The following is a 21,544-nucleotide window of genomic DNA, read 5'->3' on the forward strand; positions in this document are numbered from 1 at the left end:
GGATCGGCGCGTGCGTCGAACTGATCAGCAACATCGCCGGCCAGACCAACCTGCTGGCGCTCAACGCCACCATCGAGGCGGCGCGCGCCGGCGAAGCCGGCCGCGGCTTCGCCGTGGTCGCCAGCGAGGTCAAGGCGCTGGCCGAGCAGACCGCCAAGGCGACCGGCGAGATCACCCAGCAGATCAACGGCATCCAGGCGGCGACTGACCAATCGGTGGCCGCCATCAAGGAGATCGGCGAGACCATCGCCAAGATGTCGGAAATCTCCTCGACGATCGCGTCGGCGGTCGAAGAACAGGGCGCGGCGACGCAGGAGATCTCCCGCAACGTCCAGCAGGCCTCGCTCGGCACCCAACAGGTGTCGTCCAACATCACCGACGTGCAGCGCGGCGCCACCGAGACCGGCGCGGCCTCGGCCCAGGTGCTGGCGGCGGCGAAGTCGCTCTCCGGCGATTCCACCCGGCTGAAGGTCGAAGTCTCGAACTTCCTGGAGTCGGTCCGCGCGGCCTGACCGCCCTTCCGATCCCGCCTCCCCATCACCTCGACCGGCGCCCACAGAGCGCCGGCCGATTGTGCTTTTGATGCAGCGATCGCACCCGCCACCGCCCGTACCCGTAACCGCACGAGGTTTTGGTAAAGGCGGCATTAACCAAGCCGGCTTACAGCTCGAAGCAGGTTCCACTGCCGCACCTCTCGGGGCGGCGGACCAGCGCCGGGCGAGGTAAGCGAGCGATGGCCCATCCCGGAAGTCTCATTCGCCCGGCGAACGGCCGCCGGCCGGCGATCGCCCCGGCTCTCCGGCCGCAATCGCCGCTCCGCGAACTGTTCGCCCCCCTCGACCTGCTGCTCGCCTGCGGCGGCGACACCCGGATTGATCTCGATCCGGCCACCGGCCGAAACGGCTATGGCTGCAGCCCCTCGCCGGCGCCCGAGATGGCGCTCTTCTCGTCCTGCACGGCCAGCACGATCTCGCCGCGCGGTTACGAGGCCGCCCGCCGCGCCCGGGATGCGCTGATGTCGTCGGCGATGCTGCACGGCCTCGTCGAATGCTTCGACGACCGGGTTGAGGAGATGCGCGGCGAGCTGAGGACGCTGCTGGGACTCGAAAAAACCGGCGCCGAGATCGTATTCACCTCCTCCGGCACCGACGCCCAGCTCGTCGCCCTGGCGGTCGCCCGCGCGTTGCACGGCGACGACCTGGTCAGCGTGATCACCGCCGCCGATCAGACCGGCACCGGCACCGCTTTCACGGCCCGCGGTCTGCATTTCGGCGCCCGCACCGCCAGCGGCGTCACCGCGACGCGCGGCGGTCCGATCGCCGGGCTCGGGCCGATCCGCAGCGTCGGGTTACGTCTGCGCGACGCCGACGGCCGCCTGCGCTCGCCCTCGGCGCTCGACGCCGAAACGCTCGAGATGGTCGAATCCGCCGTGGCACAGGGCGCGCGGGTGATGCTCGAAGCGATGGACTGCTCCAAGCTGGGCCACGCCGCGCCGAGCGACCGCTGCCTCGCCGAGATCGCGGCACGCTGGCCCGGCCGGGTGCAGATCGTGGTCGACGCCTGCCAGGCGCGGCTCGGCAACCGCCGGATCGCGACGCTGCTCGACCGCGGCTTCATGGTGCTGCTGACCGGCTCGAAATACTTCGCCGGTCCCGCATTCAGCGGCGCGGTGCTGCTGCCGCCGCAGCTTGCCGATGCGGTGGAGGCGCTGCCGCGGCAGGCACCGGGACTTACGGGCTATCTCGGACGCAGCGACTGGCCGATGCGCTTGACCTCCTTACGCGAACAGTTTCCGGTCCAGCCAAATTTCGGCCAATGGCTGCGCTGGGAGGCCGCGCTCGAAGAAATCCGCGCCTACATGGCGGTGCCGGCGAAAGTCCGCAGCGACATCATCCGCCAACTCGGCATGAGATTCGCCGAGCTGATCGCCGCTTCGCCATCGGTACGGCTGCTGCCGCCGCAATCGCACAGCGCGCGCGGCGACGAATTCGCCCGCCCGACGATCTTCGGCTTCACCCTGCACCGGGACGCCCGCCCCCTGTCGCTCGCCGAATGCCGCATGCTGCACCGCGCTCTGGCCGAGGGCACCGTGGGTGATGCGCCGTGCCTGCTCGGCCAGCCGGTCGGCTGGGGCGGCCGCACCGACGAAGACGTCGCAGCGCTGCGGCTGTGCATCAGCGCCCGGCACGTCATCGACATTCATGCCGACGCAAGCGCGCGCGACCGCATTCTCGCCGATGCGGCGGCCGCGATGACCACGCTCGATGCGCTACTGCACCGGCCCTCCGTTTTCACCGACACCGCTGCCGAGGAACGCCATGTCCACTGACATCACCCAGCCCGTCGCCGCCGATCGCATCGGCTTCGCCCGCCTGACCAAGCGCGCATTCGACGGCGAGAACCTGTACCCGCTGTGGCGGGAGCTGATGAGCAAGGTCGACGCCGGCACGGCGAGCTCCGGCGAACAGCTCGACCTCGCACTGATCACCCAATTGTTCGGCCACAAGCCGGCCGGCCTGTCGATCCAGACCGAGACGCTGAAGCAGCAGCAACTGTTCCGCTCGCCCTGCGCCAGCGACCATCCGCGGCTGCGCGTGCTGGCGCTCGCCGCCGACATCGACATGGGCGGCAATACGCCGATCGAATTCCTGCTGCAGGATTCCGGACTCGAGCTTCTGACTTTGTATGTGGTCGACGGCATCCCCCTGCCCGATCCGTTGCCGCCCCACGACGTCGCGATCGTGATCGCCTCCGACTCCGACGAATGTCGCGGCGCGCTGGCCACGATCGCGGCGCGCGCAGCCGACTGGCCGGCGCCGCTGCTCAATCCGCCGCACCTGATCCGGCATCTCGACCGCGACAAGCTGTACCGGCTGATCGGCGACGTCGACGGACTGGTGATCCCCGCCACGGTTCCGGTCGGCCGCGACGCGCTGATGGCCGCCGCCAACGGCTCCGCGGCGTTGCCCGAGGTCGCCGGCGGCCTCGACTTTCCGATCATCGCGCGGCCGCGCGGTTCGCATGCCGGCTTCGGCCTCGCCCGGATAGCCGACAGCGCCGGGCTGCTGGATTACTTGCGCGACCGCCAGGAGAGCGACTACTTCATCGCCCGCTACGTCGACTACGCCAGCGAGGACGGCCAATTCCGCAAGTATCGCGTGGTGGTGGTCGACGGCAAACCCTATGCCTGCCACATGGCGATCGCCGACCGCTGGGACATCTGGTACCTCAACGCCGGAATGGCCGAGAGCGAGCTCAAACGGCTGGAAGAGGCGGCGTTCTTCCACACCTTCGATTTCGGCTTCGCGCTCCGCCACAAGACCGCGCTCGACGGCATGATCGAGCGGATCGGGCTCGATTACTTCACCATCGACTGCGCCCAGATGCCGAGCGGCGACCTCTTGGTGTTCGAGATCGACAACACCTCGGTGGTGCACGACATGGACAGCCCGGAACTCTATCCCTACAAGCCGCCGCAGATGCACAAGATCTTCGACGCCTTCGCGTCGATGCTGGAGCGCCGGGTCGACTCCCGTCTGACGAGCGTGGCGTGAGCGACGCGATCCGCGCCGGCGCGAATGCCGGCGCAACCAGCCTCGATCCCGACGATTGGGACGCGCTGCGCGCCGACGCGCACCACATGCTCGACGAAATGCTGGACTACATCGCCGGGGTGCGCGACCGCCCGGTGTGGCAGCCGATCCCGCCAACGGTCCGCGCCGGCTTCGCCGAACCGTTGCCGCGCCAAGGCACGCCGCTGCCGGAGGTGTATCGCCGCTTCACCGACGACATCGCGCCCTACGCCACCGGCAACGTCCATCCCGGCTTCATGGGCTGGGTGCATGGCGGCGGCACCGCGGTCGGGATGCTGGCCGAGATGCTGGCGGCCGGGCTCAACGCCAATTGCGGCGGCCGCGACCATATCGGCATCGAAGTCGAGCGCCAGATCGTGCGCTGGATCGCCGAGCTGTTCGGCCTTCCCGCCACCGCCAGCGGCGTGTTCGTCACCGGCTCGTCGATGGCCAATTTCATGGCGCTATTGGTGGCGCGCACCGCTGCGGTCGGTCCGCAAGTGCGCGAGGGCGGGCTGCCGGGCGAACGGCTCACGGCTTACGCTTCCGCAGCGGCGCACGGCTGCGTGGTGCAGGCCGCCGATTTGGCCGGCCTCGGCCGCGGCGCGCTGCGGCGGATTCCGTTCGGCAAGGATCACCGCATCGATCTTGCCGCGCTGAAGCGGCGGATCGCGGAGGACCGCGCCGCCGGCTGTCAGCCGTTCCTGGTGACCGGCTCGGCCGGCACCGTCGATGTCGGCGCGATCGACGATCTCGCGGCGCTTGCAGAACTATGCCGCGACGAAGGGCTGTGGTTTCACGTCGACGGTGCCTACGGCTCCCTCGGCATGCTGTCCGACGACATTGCGCCGAAGCTCAAGGGACTGTCGGAGGCGGATTCGATCGCGCTCGACTTCCACAAATGGGGCCAGGTCAATTACGACGCCGGCTTCCTGATCGTCCGCGACGGCGAGCAGCACCGCGACACGTTTGCGGCGCCGGCCGCTTACTTGCGCCGCGAGACCCGCGGGCTGGCCGGCGGCTCGCCCTGGCCGTGCGACTACGGCCCCGACCTGTCGCGGGGTTTTCGCGCGCTGAAAACCTGGTTCACGCTGAAGACCTTCGGCGCCGACCGCATGGGCGCGATGATCGCCAACACCTGCAAGATCGCACGCTATCTGGAAAACCGCGTCGAGTGCGAGCCGGAGCTGGAGATGCTGGCACCGGTGACGCTGAACATCGTCTGCTTCCGCTATCGGGCGGTGCCGGACGTGGTGGACGCGCTCAACGCCGAGGTCGTCGCCGACCTGCACGAGTCGGGAATCGCCGCGCCGTCCTCGACCACGATCGACGGCAGGCTCGCGATCCGCGCCGCGATCGTCAATCATCGCACGACGTCTGCGGATGTCGACCGGATGGTGGATGCGGTGCTGCGGTTCGGGAAGCAGCGGGTTGGGTCGTCAGCTTTCCGCGGGTGAAGTGCCGAGGATCACGCTCTCTCGTTCGTCATTCCGGGGCGCTGCGCAGCGGCAAGCCCGGAATGACGATGGAGAGGTTATCAGTTCGCCGTCCAAAACGCAGGCTTGGCGGGCTCCAGCCTTCCGCCGATGCGGACCGGGGCGATCTTGATGGCGAGGCCGGTGGCGTTGTCGGTTTCGACCGCGACGCCGCTCAGCGTGGCGTCGCCGTTGGCCGGCTCAAACCGGCCCTGCGGAATCCCGGTGAGGAAGCGATGCACCGGCTCGTCCTTGTGCATGCCGATCACTGAATCATAGTCGCCGGTCATGCCGGCGTCGGTCATGTAGCCGGTGCCGTTCGGCAGGATCTGATGATCGGCGGTCGGCACATGCGTATGGGTGCCGACCACGAGGCTGACGCGGCCGTCGCAGAAATGGCCCATGCCCTGCTTCTCGCTCGACGCCTCGCCGTGGAAATCGACCACGATGGCGTCCGCCGCGTCGCGCAGCGGACAGGCTTCGAGTTCGCGCGCGATTGCAGCGAACGGATCGTTCAGCGGCTCCATGAACACCCGGCCCATCGCGTTGATCACCAGCACCCGGGCGCCGCTGCGAGTGTCGACCAGCGCGGCGCCGCGGCCCGGCGTGTGGCGCGGGAAGTTGATCGGGCGGACCAGACGCGGCGCGCGCTCGATGAACACCAGCGCCTCCTTCTGATTCCAGGCGTGATTGCCGAGCGTCACCGCATCGGCGCCGGCATCGATGAAGTCGTTGTAGATCGCCTCGGTGATACCAAACCCGCCGGCGGCATTCTCGCCATTGACGATGGTGCAATCGAGCTGCCAGTCGCGGATCAGGCCCGGCAGATGCTCGGCGATTGCGGTGCGGCCGGATTTTCCGACCACGTCGCCGATGAACAGAATGCGCAAACTATCGACTCCGGAAAGTGAGCAGGCCCTGCTCCGTTAGCACATAATCCAGCACCACGTCGTGGGCCGCGGCCGGAACGGCGGGGATTTGCTGCATTGCGAAGGCAAGCCCGATCGCCACCACCGGCCCCTGCGCGCGCAAATATTCCAGCGTGCAGTCGTAGTGCCCGGCGCCGTAGCCGATGCGATGGCCGCTTGCGTCGAACGCGGCGAGCGGCACCAGCACGATGTCCGGCGTCACCTCCGGCGCATCCGGCGACGGCTCGCGAATGCCGAGAGCGCTGCGCTGCAAACCATCGCCGTCGCGCCAGGCGCGGAAGGTCAGCGGCGTGCCCTGCCGCGCCACCACCGGCAGCGCTAGCCTGGCGCCGCCGGCGGCGAGCGCCCGCATCAGCGGAAACGGATCGAGCTCGCCACGGATCGGCGCATAGCCGGCGACCACAGCGCCCTCCCGCAACGAAACCGGCACCCCACCCGCAGCGATGGCGGTTGCGGCGGCGCGGCGATCGTCCTCACTCAGCGCAGACCGCCGCGCCAAAGCGGCAGCGCGCAACGCGGTCTTGGCATCGCTGGAGGCGGCAGGGAGATCGGACATCGGCGGGTTATAGGCGGCCGCGGCGCGCGGATGAAGCTCGGGCGACCGTCAGGCCGGAAGCAGCGGGAGATGAGGTTAAAGTGCGAAGCCACAGTGACCGTTGAAGCACTCGATCCCGGAGTTCCCTACGAAAGTAGGTGGGCACCATATGTCCGGGTCCACGGACCCGGCCAGGGACAGTTCCCGAAAGGATCGATAAGGCCCCGGGGATATATGGCTCCTGACGCGTCCCGCAGCTTCGCCGTGCCAATGTAGCGATCATACCGCCGGTTCGCCAGTCCGTGAGGGGTGGAATTCGACGGCCCGATGAACCACCTGACGTGGACAGCCGTTTCGGCTATCAAGAGCTGTCCCCCGATCGCCCTTAGCATCCCACAGGACGCTCAACCCGGATCGCCATGGCCTCGAAATCCAGCACCACCATCGCCCGCAGAGCCCGCACCCGTGCCGAAGCCGACTTCGCCACCTGGCTGATGATGGCCAAGCTCGGCAGCTTCGACGGCCTGCCGGAGAACGCCCAGAAGGTGCTGAACGGCTACCGCGAACGGCTCGACCAAATGAGCGAGATCGAATCCAAGGCGATCGCGGTGCGCGAGACCTACCAAGCTTACTACAGCGACATGGGCGGCACCGGCGAAGCGCCGGAGCCCGAGCCGCGCGCCGCACCGCCGGCCGAAGGCGGCGATGCAGCGACCGACAACGTGGTGCGGTTCAGGAAACCGCCGAAGCCGAAGGTGACCCGGGTCGCCGACCGCGGCGCCCGCCCCATGCCGCCGAACGCTCCCCGCCGACGGGTGCCGGCGCTGCTGATCTTCATCGCGCTGTGCGCGATCGTGGTGGCGTGGAAGTTTCTGACCAAATAACGCAGCCGCAGCTCATCGCCGGCGCGCCAACGCTCGGGACTTGCCGAGGCGAACCACGCGGGGACCATTGCGGATCAGACCGCCGAGCCGGCGTAGCAGCCGGACGCTGGCCACTGCCACGTAAGACAACAGCGCCGCCAGGAACAGTATCCGGACCGCGATCTGGAACCAATTCAGGTCTTCACCCGTCATCTGCCGACACCTTCTGCAAAGAAGGTCAAAGACAGGTCGACTGAAACGTTCCTCAGCCGAGCCGAACGCGGGAGACAGCAGCGTGAGCGACGACAGCGGGCGCGATCAGGCGCCGAACCAGGACAAGGCCGCGGCAGCGCCGCGCAAATCTTCCGACAAGCGGATGCCGCTGGTCGACAATCTGATCGACATGGTGGTGGACGGCGCGGTCGAGATCACCAAGGTCGCAGCCAAGCGCGCGGTGCGCCGGCTGGTCGCGGGCCCGGTCAAGACCACCGTGACCAAAGCCGCCGCCAAAGCCGGTCTCGCCGACTTCACCGAGCCGCTGGCCAAGCCGGCGCGGACCAAGTCCAAGACCGCAACCACTGCCGGCGCGGCGTCCCGTGCAAAAAAGGCTGCCAAGACCTCGGCGAAGTCGGCGGCGGTCGGCAGGTCCGGGACTTCCAGAGCCGAGACTTCCAAATCCGAGACTTCCAAAGCCAGGACTTCCAAAGCCAGCACGTCAAAGGCCAAAGCTGCAAAGCCAAAAACCTCGTCGTCGAAAACGGCGAAGGCTTCGAGCGCCAAGGCCAAGACGACCAAGTCGGCAGCTTCGACATCAAAGAAGACCGCAAAGCCGAGCAGGCGGTGAAATTGGCGAGGGCACGCGCCGACCGACGCCGGAAAGAAGCCGCAATAGGCGCCTCGTCCGGCTTCCTTCGGCCTTCGCACCCGTCATGCCCGCGCTTGGCGCGGGCATCGTCGTCTTGAACCCCGCACAAGATCAAAGACCTCGATGGCCGGGACACCCCGGCCATGACGCCGTGAATGAGTCGGGATCAATCGTCGTGGATATTAGTCGTGGAAATTACATGCCGCGTTCGATCGGCTGTTCGATTGCGCCGCCGGCTTCGGCCCAGTCTTTGAAAGCGCCGAGGTTGAACACTTTTTCGTAACCGAGATCCTTCAGCACCTTGCCGGCCAGCGCCGAGCGGCCGCCGGAGGCGCAGTACACGATCACCGGACGATCCTTGGCGAGATGCTTATCGTGGAACGGCGAATCCGGATCGGCGCGGAATTCCAGCATGCCACGCGAGATGTTGAGCGACCCGGCGACCTTGCCGGTGTTGCCGATCTCCGGCGCGTCGCGGACGTCGACCACCAGCGCGCCCTGCTCGATCAAATGGCGCGCGTCATCGACGCTCACCCGCGGCACCACCGCGTTGGCGGCTTCCATCATCTGCTTCAACGTCGTCATTCGGTTCTCCCTCGTGGATGGCTCAGCGGATCAGCCAGCGTGGCGTCACCGACGCATACTCGATCCAGGCGTTGCCGAAACGAATTGCCAGATGCCGCTCCTCGCGGCGGATCGCAAGCCGGTCGACCAGCACCGCCATCAGTAGCGCCAGCGGCACAAACCAGCCGTTGCCGACCGCAAGGCCGATGCCGGTCAACAGCAGGGTGTTGGCGAGATAGATCGGGTTGCGGCTGAACCGGAACGGTCCCCAGGTGACCAGCCGGTCGGCGGCGCGATGCGGCAAGACGTTGGTGCGGGCGGCCCGCATTGTCAGGATCGCCCAGACGTCGCCGGAAAACCCCAGCGCGACGAGCACGTAGCCCGTCCATACCACCAGCTCGCTGCGGGGCAGCGGCAACGGCAACACGACGCCGAGCCCGATCGCGGCCAAAGCCGCAATCGCCAGCAGCATCGGCGGCCACGGCAGTCTGTTCGGGCGGGTGCCCTCGGAACCAGTCATCGCAACTCGTCGGCAAACATTCGGTCGGTCGAATATATCGAAGGTCGTGCGGATAGACCAGCCGCCCATGATTCGATCAGGCCGTTCGGGCCGAGATCACGTCATCCGTCACAGCGCCCCGGCCGCCGTCGCCGCGACGATCCGCCAGCGCACACCGCGGCCTGCCAGTTCGTCGCCGAGCGCATCGAGCAACGCGCGCAGTTCCGCAGCTTCGGCGGTGACGATGATCTCGACCGAGAGCGTGTGACCGCGGACCTGCTCGACGATGCTGTCGTAGTCGACATCGCGGCCGTAGCCTTCGACCTCGCGGGCGGTGAAGCCGGTGCGCGCGGTCGGCTCGTGCGCCAGCATCGCGGTGATCACGTCGTCCTTCAGCGCCATCGGCACCAGCAGCGTCAGCACCATCGCGCTCATCGCGGGGCCTCCTGCGTCTTCGGAGCCGGCGGAATCCCGAAGCGGCGATACAGCACCGGCAGGATCACCAGCGTCAGCAGCGTCGAGGTGACGAGACCGCCGATCACCACCACCGCCAGCGGCCGCTGCACGTCGGCGCCCGGACCGGTGGCGTAGAGCAGCGGCACCAGGCCGAACGCAGTGATGCTGGCGGTGAGCAGGATCGGCCGCAGCCGGCGCTGCGCGCCGAGCTCGACGATCTGATCCGGCGGCAAGCCCTGGCTGCGCAGCATGTTGAAATACGACACCAGCACCAGGCCGTTCAGCACCGCGATGCCGAGCAGCGCGATGAAGCCGACCGAGGCCGGCACCGACAGATACTCGCCGGTGATCAGCAGGCTGAACACGCCGCCGATCAGCGCGAACGGGATGTTGATGAACACCAAGAGCGACTGCCGCAGCGACGAGAAGGTGACGAACAGCAGCAGGAACACCAGCGCGAGCGCGATCGGCACCACGATGCCGAGCCGCGCCGCGGCGCGCTGCTGGTTCTCGAACTGGCCGCCCCAGACGATGCTGTAGCCTTCCGGCAGCTTGACCCGCTCGGCGACCGCCGCCTTGGCCTCGTCGACGAAACCGACCAGATCGCGGCCCGAGACGTTGCTCATCACCAGCGCCAGCCTCTTGCCGTTTTCGCGGTCGATCTTCACCGGCCCGTCGATCCGCTCCAGCCTGGCGACGTTGACGAGCGGCACCGACTTGCCGTCGGCCAGCACCAGATTGATGCCGGCGAGCCGTGCTGGGGACTCGCGCAGCGACTCGGTGCCGCGGATCAGCACCGGCGTTCGGCGGCCTTCTTCGACCACGATACCGGCCTGCCGGCCTTCGATCTGGGTGCGCAGCGCCTCGGTGAGCGCGTCGACGTCGAGCCCTAGACGGCCGGCCTGCAGCCGGTCGATCGCGACATTGTAGTATTCGAAGCCTTCGTTCAGCGTGGTGCGGACGTCTTCGGCGCCCTTCAGCGTCTTCAGCGTCGCGGTGATCTGTTCGGCCAGCCTGTTGAGCGTCGGGATGTCGGTGCCGAAAATCTTCGCCACCACATCGCCGCGGGCACCGATGATCATCTCCTGCACCCGCATCTCGATCGGCTGGGTGAACGAGAAGCCGATCCCCGGGAAGCCGGCGAGCGCCTTGCGCAACTCAGCCATCAGCCAGTCCTTGTCGTGCGGCCGACGCCACTCCGCTTCGGGCTTGAGGATGACGTAGGTATCGGTCTGGTTCAGCCCCATCGGGTCGAGGCCGAGTTCGTCGGAGCCGACGCGGGCCACGATGCTTTTGACCTCCGGCACCGCGCCCATCACCGCCTGCTGGATTCGGAGATCGAGATTGACGCTTTCTTCGAGCCCGATCGACGGCAGCTTCTCGACGCTGATGATCGGCGTGCCTTCCTCCATCGTCGGCATGAAGATCTTGCCGAGCTGACCGTAGGCGAACACGGTGGCGACCAGCGCCAGCGCCGACACCGCCAGCACCGCCTTCTCGTGGCGCAGCGCGAACCGCAGCACCGGCATGTAGCCGGCGCTGATCTTGCGCACCAGCCAGGTGTCACCATGGCCGGCAGTCTTCAATAGCAGCGACGCCAGCACCGGGATCACCGTCAGCGCCAGCAGCAGCGACGAGCCGAGCGCGAACACGATTGCCAGAGCCACCGGGATGAACAGCTTGCCTTCGAGACCCTGCAGCGTCAGCAGCGGCAGGAACACGATGACGATGATGCCGATGCCGGAGGTGACCGGCACCACCACCTCGCGCAGCGCCTGATAGATCCGGTGCAGCAGCGGCACCTGCGCGGCGTGGCGGTCGTGCGCCAGATGCGACACCACGTTCTCGACCACCACCACGGCGGCGTCGATCAGCATGCCTATCGCGACGGCGAGGCCGCCGAGGCTCATCAGATTGGCCGACATTCCGGCCCAGCGCATCAGCACGAAGGTGGCGAGCGCCGACAGCGGCAGCGTCAGCGCCACCACCAGCGCGGCGCGCCAGTCGCCGAGGAACAGGATCAGCAGCACGATCACCAGCACCACGGCTTCGAGCAGCGACTTCGACACCGTGCCGACGGCGCGGCCGACCAGATCGCCGCGATCGTAGAACACGTTCAGCGTCACGTCCTTCGGCAGCGTCGGCTCCAGCTCCTTGAACTTGGCGCGAACGCCGTCGACGACGTCGCGCGCGTTGGCGCCGCGCAGGCCGAGCACCAGGCCCTGCACTGCTTCGCCCTGACCGTCGCGCGTCACCGCGCCGTAGCGGGTGATGCTGCCGATCCGCACTTCGGCGACGTCGCGCACCCGCACCATGCCGCCGTCGCGCGACGCCAGCACGATGTCGCGGAGATCGTCGAGATTGCGGACCTGGCCGTCGACGCGGACCAGCAGCACTTCCTCGCCGGCCGACAGCCGCCCGGCACCGCCGTTGCGGTTGTTCTTCTCGATCGCCTTCTCCAGCGTGTCGATGGTGATGCCGTGCGAGGCCATAGCCAGATTGTCGGGCACGATCTCGAAGCTGCGGACGAAGCCGCCGAGCGAATTGACGTCGGCAACGCCCGGCAGCGTGCGGAGCGCCGGACGAATGGTCCAGTCGAGCAGCGTCCGCCGCTCCGCCATCGTCAGGTCGCCGCCCTCGATGGTGAACATGAACATCTCGCCGAGCGGCGTGGTGATCGGCGCCAGACCGCCGGTCAGCCCGTCGGGCATGTCCTTCATCGCCGAAGCGAGCCGTTCGGCGACCTGATTGCGCGCCCAATAGATGTCGACGCCGTCGGCGAAATCGATGGTGACGTCGGCGAGGCCGTATTTGGTGGTGGAGCGCAGGATGGTTTTGTTGGGGATGCCGAGCATTTCCAGCTCGAGCGGCATCGTCACCCGGGTCTCGACCTCCTCGGGCGTCATGCCCGGGGCCTTCATGATGATCTTGACCTGGACAGGCGACACGTCCGGGAACGCATCGATCGGCAGATGCCGGAACGCCAGCACGCCGGCGCCGATCAGCAGCAGCGTGGCCAGCACCACCAGCAAGCGATGCGACAGCGAGAACTCGACGAGACGGGTCAGCATTTACTCGACCCCGCCGAGTCCCTGCCAGGCGCCCTTCAGCGCAGCGATGCCGCGCACCGCGATCCGCTCGTCGCCGCGGAAACTGCCGCTGACCACCGCGAACTGCGGCAGCTCCTCGCGGATCTCGACCGGGGTCGCAACGAAACCGCCGTCGGTCTGCACGAACACGAAGGCGTCCTTGCCCCGCCGCACCATCGCGCCGCTGTGCACCCGCCATTCGGCCGAGCCGCTGGTGATCGGAGCGATCTGTGCTTCGACCACCTGGCCGGGCCGCAGATCGGTGTCGGGCTCGGCGAACTCGGCGCGTACGATCACCGTCTGCGAGGTCGGCTCGACGCTGGAGCCGATCGACACCACCCTGCCGATGCAATCATGGCCACGCAGCGTGACCCGAGCGCCGACCGCAAAATCCTCCGCCCGCAGCGCCGGCACCTGAATTTCGACCCAGAGCGGCGCGAGCTGCGCCAGCTTGAACACCAGCGCCAGCGCCTCGACGGTTTGGCCGGGCGTGGTCGGACTTTCCAGCACCACGCCATCGATCGGCGCGATCAGCGTCAGCCTGGGATCAAGCTTCTGGCTCGCCGCCAGCTTGTCGACCGCGGCTTCGGTCATCCCGACATGCAGCAGCGCCTGGCGGCGCTCGGCAGCGGTGGCGCGAGCTTGTTCGTATTCGCTCTGGGTGACGATGACCTGCTTCTTGGTCACGGCGCCATAAGGCGCGAGCTGTTCCTCGCGGTCGAGATTGGTCTTCAGCAGCCGCTCTTTATTGTAGGCGACGAGATATTCGGCCTGGGCGTTGGCGAGCGCCGGGCTCTGAATTTCGGCCAGCAGGTCGCCGGCCTTCACCACCGTATCGGTGCGCACCAGCAGCCGCTCGATCCGGCCGCCGAGCGGCGCGTTCATCAGCCGGCTGCGATCCGGCGGCACCGCGATCCTGCCCGGAAAACTGAGGCCCGCCGCGGCAGGCTGCTTTTCCAGCGGCGAAGTCTCGATCCCGACCCGTTCGGCCTGCTGCTTGGAGATCGACAGCTCGTCGCCGGCGCGCGCGGTCCCGCACGCCAGCACGGCGGCAATCAGCAAAAGCCAAATGGTCGAAAAGCGGAGCATGGGTTTGTCACTGGCACCTGTGCCGGCCCAAAGATGCCGGACGCGCCGGCTCCCCGCAGCCGCCGCAAAACGTGCTGCTTGCCTATGCTAGCGCGGCTGACAGGACGCTGACAGGGCCATCCGCCGCCAGCGTCAACGGCCGGTATGCGCCGGCAGAAGCTGACTGCCAGTGTTTCGCGGCAGGGCTCTCTCCAGTCCCACGCCGCCTTGCATCCTTCAGGCCGCGCGCTGGGCCAGCATGTCGGCGCGGACCCGGCCGAGATAATCGCGGATACGGTGCGCCAGCGTCTCCGACTGCGACGACAAATGAGTCGAAGCGGTCATGGTCGAGGCGGCGGACTGCTCGGTGTCGCGGGCGCTCGCGGTCACTGCCTGGATGCTGCCGGCAATCTCGCTGACCACGTCGTAGGCCTGCTCGATGTTCCTGGCGATATCGGCGGTGGCGGCCGACTGCGCTTCGGCGGCGCCGGCCACCGCCGCGGTGATGTCATCGACCTCGGTCATCACCACACCGATTTCTCCGATCGAACGGCTGACGAGGTCGGCGGCACCGTGGACATGCTCGACCTGTGCCTCGATCTCCCCGGTGAATTTGGCGGTCTGCTCGGCCAGCGCCTTCACTTCGGCTGCGACCACTGCGAAGCCACGACCAGCCTCGCCTGCGCGAGCCGCCTCGATCGTCGCGTTCAGCGCCAACAGATTGGTCTGACCGGCGATCACCTCGATCGACTTGACCACCTCGGCGATCCGCTCGGCAACGCTGCGCAGGCTGGCGACGTTGGCGGAGGCTTCCGACACCCGGCTCACCGCGCGTCCGACGACTTCGGCGGAACGGCCGATTTCGGCGCCGACCTCGCGGGCGCTGGCCGACAGTTCGGTGGTGGCGGCAGCGACGCTGCGCATGTTGCTGCTGGCCTGCTCGGCAGAGGCCGCGACGCTGGTCAGGCGTTCGCGGGTCAGCGACGCACCGCTGGTCAGACTGCCGGCGGTGTCGCGCATCCCGCGGGAATCCTCGTCGAGCGACGACACCACGTCGCTCACGGCGGCTTCGAGCTGCGCCGCCTGCTGGGCGAAACTGTTGATCCGCACCTCGATGCTGTCGGTGGCGGCATTGATGGTCTTGGCGCCGCGCAGCAGCGCGCCGTGCAGCCCGCCCGGCAGGATGCGACGGAAGTAGCGGCGGTGCTGCACCGCGTCCATCGCCGCGGTGGCTTCGCGCACGAACGCGTCGCAGCCGTCGATCACGTCGTTGACGGCGCGCAGCATGTCGCCGGTGCGGCCGTTATCGGGAATATTCAGGATGCGCGCCTCGAAGTCGCCGGCGGCGATTCTCTGGCAGACGTCACGCGCCTGGCCGATCAGCCACGTAGTCTGCACCATGCGGTACAGCGCAACGCAAGTCGCCAGGATGGCGAAGCTCTGGATCGTCATCGCCGCCGAGCGATAGTCCAGCGCCTCCAGCGCCAGCGCGATTGAAGACGCGACGATGATGAGGGCGATATTAAGCTGCGCTTTGGAGAGCGAACATAAGTTCGTCATAGCTGACCTTCTTGGAGGCGACGAAATCCGTCAGCGCCTTGAGCCCCGCCTCGACCGCCTGCTTGCCGTTGGCGTGCCCCTGCTCGACCCGCAGCACCTCGGCGTAAAGCGGCGCGATCGCACTCGCGACCACGCTTGGATCCGGCATGCGGCGATTGGAGTGATAGGCGACGATGTTGCCGTGCTCATCGAACGACGGCGTGATGTGCGCGAACACCCAATAATGGTCGCCGCTGCGCGCCATGTTCTTGACATAGCCGAAGATCTCGCGGCCCGCGGCTATCGTGTCCCACACCAGGCGGAACACCGCGCGCGGCATGTCGGGATGACGGATCAGGCTGTGCGGCTGGCCGAGCAGTTCCGCTTCGGTATAGCCGGCGATGTGGCAGAACGTGCGGTTGGCGTAGGTGATACGACCTTTCAGATCGGTCTTGGACACGATCAGTTCGCCTGCCGGAAAGAACACTTCCTTGCCGGTCGGGCGGATTTGGACAGCCATCGCCTGTCTCCTTGGAGGGCACGCCTCGGTTTCTCGTAGGATCAGGGATTTGAATTTGTCTTAAAGCCCGACCCCACGCCGCATCATCGCGGCAAAATACGTAGTTGTACGAAGCCTCGAATTGGAACCGCACAAGACTGACTGATTAGTTTGCCGAACCGCTGCCCTCACGCTGCACGTTGCTCGACGAGTTCCTTGCGTACCTGACCGAGATAGCCGTTGATCTGCTGCGCGAGCTGTTCCGATTGCGAGGACAGCTCGGCCGAAGTCGTCATCGTCGAGGCGGCGGCGCGTTCGTTGTCCTGAGCATTGCCGGCGAGCACATGGATGGTCTCGGAAATCTCACGCACCACCGCGAACGCCTCGTCGATATTGCGTGCGATCTCGGCGGTCGACTGCGACTGCGCGCCCGCGGCGCCTGCAACCTGACGCGTGATGCTGTCGATCTCGGCGATCACCGTGCCGATCTCACCGATCGAATGACTGACAGCGCCGGCGGCGCCGTGGACCTGGCCGATCTGGGCCTCGATCTCGCCGGTGAACTGGGCGGTCTGCGATGCCAGCGCCTTGACCTCGTGCGCCACCACGGCAAAGCCACGGCCGGCATCGCCAGCCCGCGCCGCCTCGATCGTGGCATTGAGCGCCAGCAGGTTGGTCTGGCTGGCGATCGCCTGGATCGCCTTGACCATCTCGCCGATATTGTCGGCGACCCGCTGCAGCGCATCGACATTGCCGCTGGCCTCGCCGACGCTGCTCACCGCCCGCGCCACGATCGCGGCCGAGCGATCGATCTCGGTCCGCACGCCGCTGGCGCTCGAGGTCAGTTCGGAGGTCGCGGAAGCGACCGACTGCATGTTGGCGGTCGCCTGCTCGGAGGCGGCGGCGACCGACGCCAGCCGTTCCCGTGCCGACGAGGCGCCGACCGTCAGCGTGCCGGCCGTGTGCTTCATCTGCGTCGACCCCCGATCGAGCGCGCTAACGATCGCGCTCGTCGTCGCCTCCAGCTCCGCGGTGCGGCCTGCGAAACTGGCGATCCGGCCTTCGATGTTTCCGGCGGCGGCGTTGATGGCGCCGGCGCCGTGCAGCAGCGCGCCGTGCAGTCCACCCGGCAGGATACGGCGGAAGTATTTGTTGTGATGCATCGCGGTCATCGCCGCGGTCGCCTCGCGGACGAAGGCGTCGCAATCGTCGATCATATCGTTGATGGCGCGCAGCAGCGTGCCGGTGCGGCCGTCGTCCGGAATGCCGAGAATCCGCGCTTCGAAATCGCCGTCGGCGATGCGACGGCAGACCTCGCTGGCCTCGCCGAGCAGCCGGCGCGTCTGACTGATGCGGAACAGCGCCAGCCCGGCGAACGCCATCACGACGCCTTGGATCACCATCGCGGCGACGTAGAACTCGAACACGCCGGATACCATCGCAGCGCCCGCGGCGACGATCAATCCGGCGACGTTAAGCCGCGCTCTTGAGAGAGAACATAAGTTCGTCATAGGAGGCCTTCCGGGAAGCGACGAAATCGGACAGCGCGCGACAGCCGGCGGACAGCGCGTCCTTGCCGTTTGGGTGGCTGCTCTCGGTGCGGAGGATGTCGGCGTAGAGCGGGATGATCGCGGCTTCCAGCACACCGCGGTCCGGCGCACGGCGATTGGAATGATAGCCGACGATCCGGCCCGCACCGTCGAACGACGGCGTGACGTGCGCGAACACCCAATAGTGGTCGCCGCTGCGGGTCATGTTCTTCACATAGGCGAAGATCTCGCGGCCCTGCTGCACAGCGTCCCACAGCAGCTTGAACACCGCGCGCGGCATATCGGGGTGGCGGATGAGGTTGTGCGGCTGGCCGATCAGGTCGGCCTCGCGATAGCCGGCGATGTCGCAGAACAGGCGGTTGGCGTAGGTCAACCGTCCCTTGGTGTCGGTCTTGGAGACGATCAGTTCAGACGCTGGGAAGAAGGCCTCCCGTCCGCTGGGCGTGACGTGGCGCATTGACGACCTCGATGGAACTCATTTGCGCCTGCTCGTTATTCGCAGAACAGTTGCGAATGGGTTTATTCCACCAAAGGTGAAGAACTAAAGTTCACAAATCGGATATTTACGCCATCATAATACCGACAACGCCTCACTTTGCCGCCGGCCGATTGGAGAATCGGTATCAAGATGAGGCGCCTAGCTCGCCGAGGCCGGCTCCGATGCCTAAGGTCGGCCGCCGAGACCGTGGGCGATCACCTTGCGCATCAGATTGGGCAGAGCCTCGTCCGCCAGCGTAGCGATGGCGGCCCAGCGCATCCCCGCCGGGGCCCGTGTCCCGCCGGGCGCGTGCGCGACATACACCGTCAGTTCCAGCGGGAAGTGGGTGAACACGTGGCTGACGACGCCGGGTTTGCGATGCCAGCGCGACAGGCCCTTCAGCACCGGCGCCTGCGCCCGGGCGGCGGCCTCGTCGTGATCGGCGAGCCAGTCGGAATTCGGCACCTCGGTCATGCCGCCGAGCAGGCCCTTGGCGGGGCGGCTGCGAACCAGCACCTGGTCGCCGCGGATCACCACGAAGGCGGCGCCGCGGCGCAGCGCCCCGGTCTTCTTCGGCGCCTTGCGCGGAAAGCTCTCGGCGTCGCCGCGCAGCCGTGCGGCACAGCCCTGCATCAGCGGGCATAGCGCGCAGGCCGGTTTCTTCGGCGTGCAGATGGTGGCGCCGAGATCCATCAGCGCCTGGGCGCTGTCGCCGGCGCGGGACGGGCCGAGCAGCGTCTCGGCCAGCGCCTTGATGCGCGGCTTGGCCTTCGGCAGTTCGTCCTCGACCGCATACAGCCGCGACACCACCCGCTCGATATTGCCGTCGACCGGCATGGTCCGCCGGCTGAATGCGATCGCCGCGATGGCGGCGGCGGTGTACGGCCCGACGCCCGGCAGCGCCCGCAGGCCCTCCTCGGTGTCGGGAAAGCGGCCGCTATGCTGGCGCGTCACCGCCACCGCGCAGGCGTGCAGATTGCGGGCCCGCGAGTAGTAGCCGAGCCCGGCCCACATCTTCAGCACGTCGTCGAGCGAGGCTTCGCCGAGCGCCGTCACGCTCGGCCACCGCGCCATGAACTTTTCGAAATACGGCCCGACCGCCCGCACCGTGGTCTGCTGCAGCATGATCTCGGACAGCCAAACCGCGTAAGGGTCGGCACTCGCGCCCGGCGGTGCCCGCCACGGCAGGCTGCGGCGATGCCGGTCGTACCAGGCCAGCAGCGCTTGCGGCCGGGCGCGCGCGGCGTCGCCGCCCGTGTCGTGTTCTGCTGTGATGACCGGGGATTGTTTCCGCCGCGGCGCCGCGCCTGCTAGACTCATGGCCGGTATCGTCGCAAAGCGTTTCTGCATGAGCAAGCCCGGCCCGATCTCCGCCAAGCCATTGTCCGGCCTGTTGGGCGCAACGCTGTCCGAAGCGTTCGCCAAGCAGGGCTTTGCGGCGCGCGAACTGGTGACGCGCTGGGCCGAGATCGCCGGTGCGCAGATCGCGGCTCATTCCGAGCCGCTGAAGATGCAGTGGCCGCGTCCGGTCGACGGCCAGCCGGTGGAACCTGCGACGCTGGTGCTGCGGGTCGAAGGACCGATGGCGCTGGAGATCCAGCATTCCTCCGACCTGATCCTGGAGCGGGTCAACCGCTTCCTCGGCTGGAACGCGGTCGGGCGGATCGCGCTGCGCCAGGCACCGCTGTCGCGCCGTCCGCGCAAGACGATCCCGCGCGGTCCCGATCCGTCGGCGGTCGCCCGCGTAGCCGCAACTCTGGACGAAGTCGCCGATCAGGAGCTGCGCGACGCGCTGGCGCGACTCGGCGCGACGATCAAGCGGACGTGACGCCCGCGCTTTTCAACTTGTTCTGGCGCGGCATTGCCACAATTGCTGTTTCAAGCTAGCGAGACTTGGAAGTCGTGCGGCGCTGGCGCCGCCTCGACATGTCGCTATCGGCGGCGAGCCCCGCCGGATTGGAGCTGTTTGCCGATGATCACGCGCCGCACTTTCACCGCCGCAATGTCGCTGACCGGCTTGGTCGCGGTCGCCGGCGTCTCGCCGTTCCGGCTGATCGACGCCGCCTTCGCCCAGAGCAAGGAGGCCGCCACTGCCGCCGACGTTGCGAAGCCGATGTCGCTCCCCGACATGGCGCTGGGTCCGAAGGACGCCGCCGTCACCGTTACCGAATACGCCTCGCTGACCTGCTCGCATTGCGCCACCTTCGACCAGCAGGTGTTCCCGCAGCTCAAGAAGGCCTACATCGACACCGGCAAGGTTCGCTGGGTGTTCCGGGAGTTCCCGCTCGACATCAAGGCGGCGGCCGGCTCGATGCTGTCGCGCTGCATCGCCAAGGACGACTCCGCCAAGTACTTCGCGGTCACCGACGTGCTGTTCAAGAGCCAGACCGAGTGGGTGCTGAAAGACACCACCGAGCAGCTCAAGCGGATCGGCAAGCAGGCCGGCCTGTCGGGCGAAGAGGTCGAAGCCTGCCTGAAGGACCAGGCGCTGCTCGACAAGATCGCCGCCGACCAGAAATACGCCAACGAAGTGCTGAAGGTGAACGCCACCCCGACCTTCTTCATCAACGGCGAAATGCTGCGCGGCGAGAACTCGTTCGAAGAATTCGCCAAGCGCATCGACGCGCTGCTGGCGAAGAAGAGCTGAGGCTGCGGCGCTGGTAACAGAGAGATACGCTCGCGTCGTCGAGCCGCCGCGCTGACGTCAACCGCACCTGATCAATCGTCATCCCCGCGAAGGCGGGGATCCAGTATGCCAGAGCGTTTGCGGCCGGCATCGAGCGGTACAACAGCGCTCTGGAATACTGGGTCGCCCGGACAAGCCGGGCGATGACGTCGTTTTCGACGGTTACTTCGATTACGCCGCGCTATCGATCACGGGCTCGATCTTCGCGAGATCTCCGGCAATCCGCGCCTTTGCGGTTCGCACGTCGTATGCGTTCTGTAGATTGAGCCAGAACTCTGCGCTCGTTCCGAACGCCTTGGCGAGGCGCAACGCGGTGTCGGCCGTGATACCGGTGTCTTCACTGGCGATCCGCTCAATGCGCGTCCTCGGCACGCCACAAACCCTGGCCAATGCACCGGGCGACATGCCGAGCGGCACCAGAAATTCTTCGCGAAGGACTTCGCCGGGGTGCAAGGGCGGGAGTTTATTGATCATACCCAACCTCCTCGTTCGCGGCTGCATTTGGCCGATGCTCAATGGTAGTCGGTAAATTCAACGTCTCTTGCACCCTGCTCGGTCCAGACGAAACAAATGCGAAACTGATCATTCACGCGGATCGCGTGCTGGCCCTTTCGATCCGCCGTCAAGGCTTCGAGCCGATTTCCTGGTGGCAGCCTCAAATCGTCGAGCGTCCGGGCTGCATCGATCATCTGCAACTTCCGGCGAGCTACTTTCAGCAAATCCGCCGGGAATCCATTTCGGGCCTGTCCCTCGAATGCCGCTTCGGTCAGCCCGTCCTTGAAGCTCAAAATCATCAGGGCCCATGTATCATGAAATGATACACAAGCCAACAGCCGTGTACCACCAAGCGAGGGATCATCGCCGATGTCCCTTCCGG

The 21,544-nt window shown here is 67.1% G+C and carries 23 protein-coding genes and 1 other RNA gene; 8 read left to right on the forward strand and 16 right to left on the reverse strand.

Going from position 1 to position 21,544, the window contains the following annotated elements; all coding sequences use genetic code 11:
• The 4 genes from DU475_RS13785 to DU475_RS13800 all read left to right on the forward strand — a co-directional run.
• A partial coding sequence (locus DU475_RS13785) for a methyl-accepting chemotaxis protein (RefSeq protein ID WP_246700324.1) occupies positions 1–512 on the forward strand: 512 nt, incomplete at its 5' end.
• Positions 513–733: 221 nt separating this feature from the next.
• Positions 734–2,329: a cysteine desulfurase gene (locus DU475_RS13790; RefSeq protein WP_164632451.1), complete on the forward strand. Its 1,596-nt coding sequence runs from the start codon at positions 734–736 to the stop codon at positions 2,327–2,329.
• Positions 2,319–3,554 carry an ATP-grasp domain-containing protein gene (locus DU475_RS13795; protein ID WP_013504316.1) on the forward strand — a complete coding sequence of 412 codons (1,236 nt, stop codon included), beginning with the start codon at positions 2,319–2,321 and terminating at the stop codon, positions 3,552–3,554. The genes DU475_RS13790 and DU475_RS13795 overlap by 11 nt, the downstream gene beginning before the upstream one ends.
• A complete protein-coding gene (locus DU475_RS13800) occupies positions 3,551–5,029 on the forward strand; it encodes a pyridoxal phosphate-dependent decarboxylase family protein (RefSeq protein ID WP_164632452.1) in 1,479 nt (492 codons plus the stop codon). Before DU475_RS13795 ends, DU475_RS13800 begins: the two co-directional genes overlap by 4 nt.
• Positions 5,030–5,109: 80 nt before the next feature.
• Here DU475_RS13800 and DU475_RS13805 read toward each other — a convergent pair whose 3' ends face one another.
• From DU475_RS13805 to ssrS, 3 genes are all read right to left on the reverse strand, one after another.
• On the reverse strand, positions 5,110–5,937 hold the full coding sequence (locus DU475_RS13805) for a TIGR00282 family metallophosphoesterase (RefSeq protein WP_013504318.1): 828 nt from the start codon (positions 5,935–5,937) through the stop codon (positions 5,110–5,112).
• 1 nt (position 5,938) lies between these two features.
• Positions 5,939–6,532, reverse strand: a complete 594-nt coding sequence (locus DU475_RS13810; protein WP_047308922.1) for a 5-formyltetrahydrofolate cyclo-ligase — start codon at positions 6,530–6,532, stop codon at positions 5,939–5,941.
• Positions 6,533–6,613: 81 nt separating this feature from the next.
• A non-coding RNA gene (gene ssrS, locus DU475_RS13815) (6S RNA) lies at positions 6,614–6,774 on the reverse strand.
• Positions 6,775–6,930: 156 nt separating this feature from the next.
• Between ssrS and DU475_RS13820 the strand changes: the two genes are divergently transcribed.
• On the forward strand, positions 6,931–7,395 hold the full coding sequence (locus tag DU475_RS13820) for a hypothetical protein (RefSeq protein WP_013504320.1): 465 nt from the start codon (positions 6,931–6,933) through the stop codon (positions 7,393–7,395).
• 12 nt (positions 7,396–7,407) lie between these two features.
• Here the strand turns inward: DU475_RS13820 and DU475_RS13825 are convergent, their stop codons facing one another.
• The gene (locus DU475_RS13825) at positions 7,408–7,587 is read right to left on the reverse strand and encodes a cadmium ABC transporter ATPase (RefSeq protein ID WP_142883550.1); all 180 of its coding nucleotides are present in this window, start codon (positions 7,585–7,587) and stop codon (positions 7,408–7,410) included.
• A gap of 82 nt (positions 7,588–7,669) precedes the next feature.
• Here DU475_RS13825 and DU475_RS13830 point away from each other — a divergent pair, with 82 nt between their 5' ends.
• The gene (locus DU475_RS13830; RefSeq protein WP_185966155.1) at positions 7,670–8,218 is read left to right on the forward strand and encodes a recombinase RecQ; all 549 of its coding nucleotides are present in this window, start codon (positions 7,670–7,672) and stop codon (positions 8,216–8,218) included.
• A gap of 216 nt (positions 8,219–8,434) precedes the next feature.
• On the opposite strand, the gene DU475_RS13835 is transcribed toward DU475_RS13830, so the two are convergent.
• The 10 genes from DU475_RS13835 to mutY all read right to left on the reverse strand — a co-directional run bounded on the left by DU475_RS13835 (position 8,435) and on the right by mutY (position 19,301).
• The gene (locus tag DU475_RS13835; protein ID WP_013504323.1) at positions 8,435–8,824 is read right to left on the reverse strand and encodes a rhodanese-like domain-containing protein; all 390 of its coding nucleotides are present in this window, start codon (positions 8,822–8,824) and stop codon (positions 8,435–8,437) included.
• Positions 8,825–8,846: 22 nt separating this feature from the next.
• Positions 8,847–9,323, reverse strand: coding sequence for a methyltransferase family protein (locus DU475_RS13840; RefSeq protein WP_142883552.1), 477 nt, complete (start codon positions 9,321–9,323; stop codon positions 8,847–8,849).
• Positions 9,324–9,431: 108 nt separating this feature from the next.
• Positions 9,432–9,737, reverse strand: a complete 306-nt coding sequence (locus DU475_RS13845) for a DUF3240 family protein (protein WP_142883553.1) — start codon at positions 9,735–9,737, stop codon at positions 9,432–9,434.
• The gene (locus DU475_RS13850; RefSeq protein WP_164632453.1) at positions 9,734–12,829 is read right to left on the reverse strand and encodes an efflux RND transporter permease subunit; all 3,096 of its coding nucleotides are present in this window, start codon (positions 12,827–12,829) and stop codon (positions 9,734–9,736) included. Before DU475_RS13850 ends, DU475_RS13845 begins: the two co-directional genes overlap by 4 nt.
• Complete coding sequence (locus tag DU475_RS13855) at positions 12,830–13,936, reverse strand: efflux RND transporter periplasmic adaptor subunit (protein ID WP_164632454.1); 1,107 nt, start codon at positions 13,934–13,936, stop codon at positions 12,830–12,832.
• 216 nt (positions 13,937–14,152) lie between these two features.
• A complete protein-coding gene (locus DU475_RS13860) occupies positions 14,153–15,475 on the reverse strand; it encodes a methyl-accepting chemotaxis protein (protein ID WP_013504328.1) in 1,323 nt (440 codons plus the stop codon).
• Positions 15,438–15,974, reverse strand: coding sequence for a PAS domain-containing protein (locus DU475_RS13865; protein WP_013504329.1), 537 nt, complete (start codon positions 15,972–15,974; stop codon positions 15,438–15,440). Before DU475_RS13865 ends, DU475_RS13860 begins: the two co-directional genes overlap by 38 nt.
• Positions 15,975–16,141: 167 nt before the next feature.
• Positions 16,142–17,416: a methyl-accepting chemotaxis protein gene (locus DU475_RS13870; protein WP_283812083.1), complete on the reverse strand. Its 1,275-nt coding sequence runs from the start codon at positions 17,414–17,416 to the stop codon at positions 16,142–16,144.
• A 10-nt stretch (positions 17,417–17,426) separates the two neighbouring features.
• Positions 17,427–17,960, reverse strand: coding sequence for a PAS domain-containing protein (locus tag DU475_RS13875; protein ID WP_013504331.1), 534 nt, complete (start codon positions 17,958–17,960; stop codon positions 17,427–17,429).
• 207 nt (positions 17,961–18,167) lie between these two features.
• Positions 18,168–19,301: an A/G-specific adenine glycosylase gene (gene mutY / locus DU475_RS13880; RefSeq protein WP_164632456.1), complete on the reverse strand. Its 1,134-nt coding sequence runs from the start codon at positions 19,299–19,301 to the stop codon at positions 18,168–18,170.
• Positions 19,302–19,329: 28 nt separating this feature from the next.
• Between mutY and DU475_RS13885 the strand changes: the two genes are divergently transcribed.
• Both DU475_RS13885 and DU475_RS13890 read left to right on the forward strand, forming a co-directional pair.
• Positions 19,330–19,809, forward strand: coding sequence for a DUF721 domain-containing protein (locus tag DU475_RS13885; protein ID WP_164632457.1), 480 nt, complete (start codon positions 19,330–19,332; stop codon positions 19,807–19,809).
• A 144-nt stretch (positions 19,810–19,953) separates the two neighbouring features.
• Complete coding sequence (locus DU475_RS13890; RefSeq protein ID WP_013504334.1) at positions 19,954–20,628, forward strand: DsbA family protein; 675 nt, start codon at positions 19,954–19,956, stop codon at positions 20,626–20,628.
• A gap of 210 nt (positions 20,629–20,838) precedes the next feature.
• Here the strand turns inward: DU475_RS13890 and DU475_RS13895 are convergent, their stop codons facing one another.
• Both DU475_RS13895 and DU475_RS13900 read right to left on the reverse strand, forming a co-directional pair.
• Positions 20,839–21,141, reverse strand: coding sequence for a HigA family addiction module antitoxin (locus tag DU475_RS13895; protein WP_047308239.1), 303 nt, complete (start codon positions 21,139–21,141; stop codon positions 20,839–20,841).
• Between the two features lie 38 nt (positions 21,142–21,179).
• The gene (locus tag DU475_RS13900; RefSeq protein WP_164632462.1) at positions 21,180–21,461 is read right to left on the reverse strand and encodes a type II toxin-antitoxin system RelE/ParE family toxin; all 282 of its coding nucleotides are present in this window, start codon (positions 21,459–21,461) and stop codon (positions 21,180–21,182) included.
• Between the last annotated feature and the right edge of the window lie 83 nt (positions 21,462–21,544).

This window comes from Rhodopseudomonas sp. WA056, from assembly GCF_010906995.1.
Lineage (GTDB): Bacteria > Pseudomonadota > Alphaproteobacteria > Rhizobiales > Xanthobacteraceae > Rhodopseudomonas > Rhodopseudomonas palustris_G.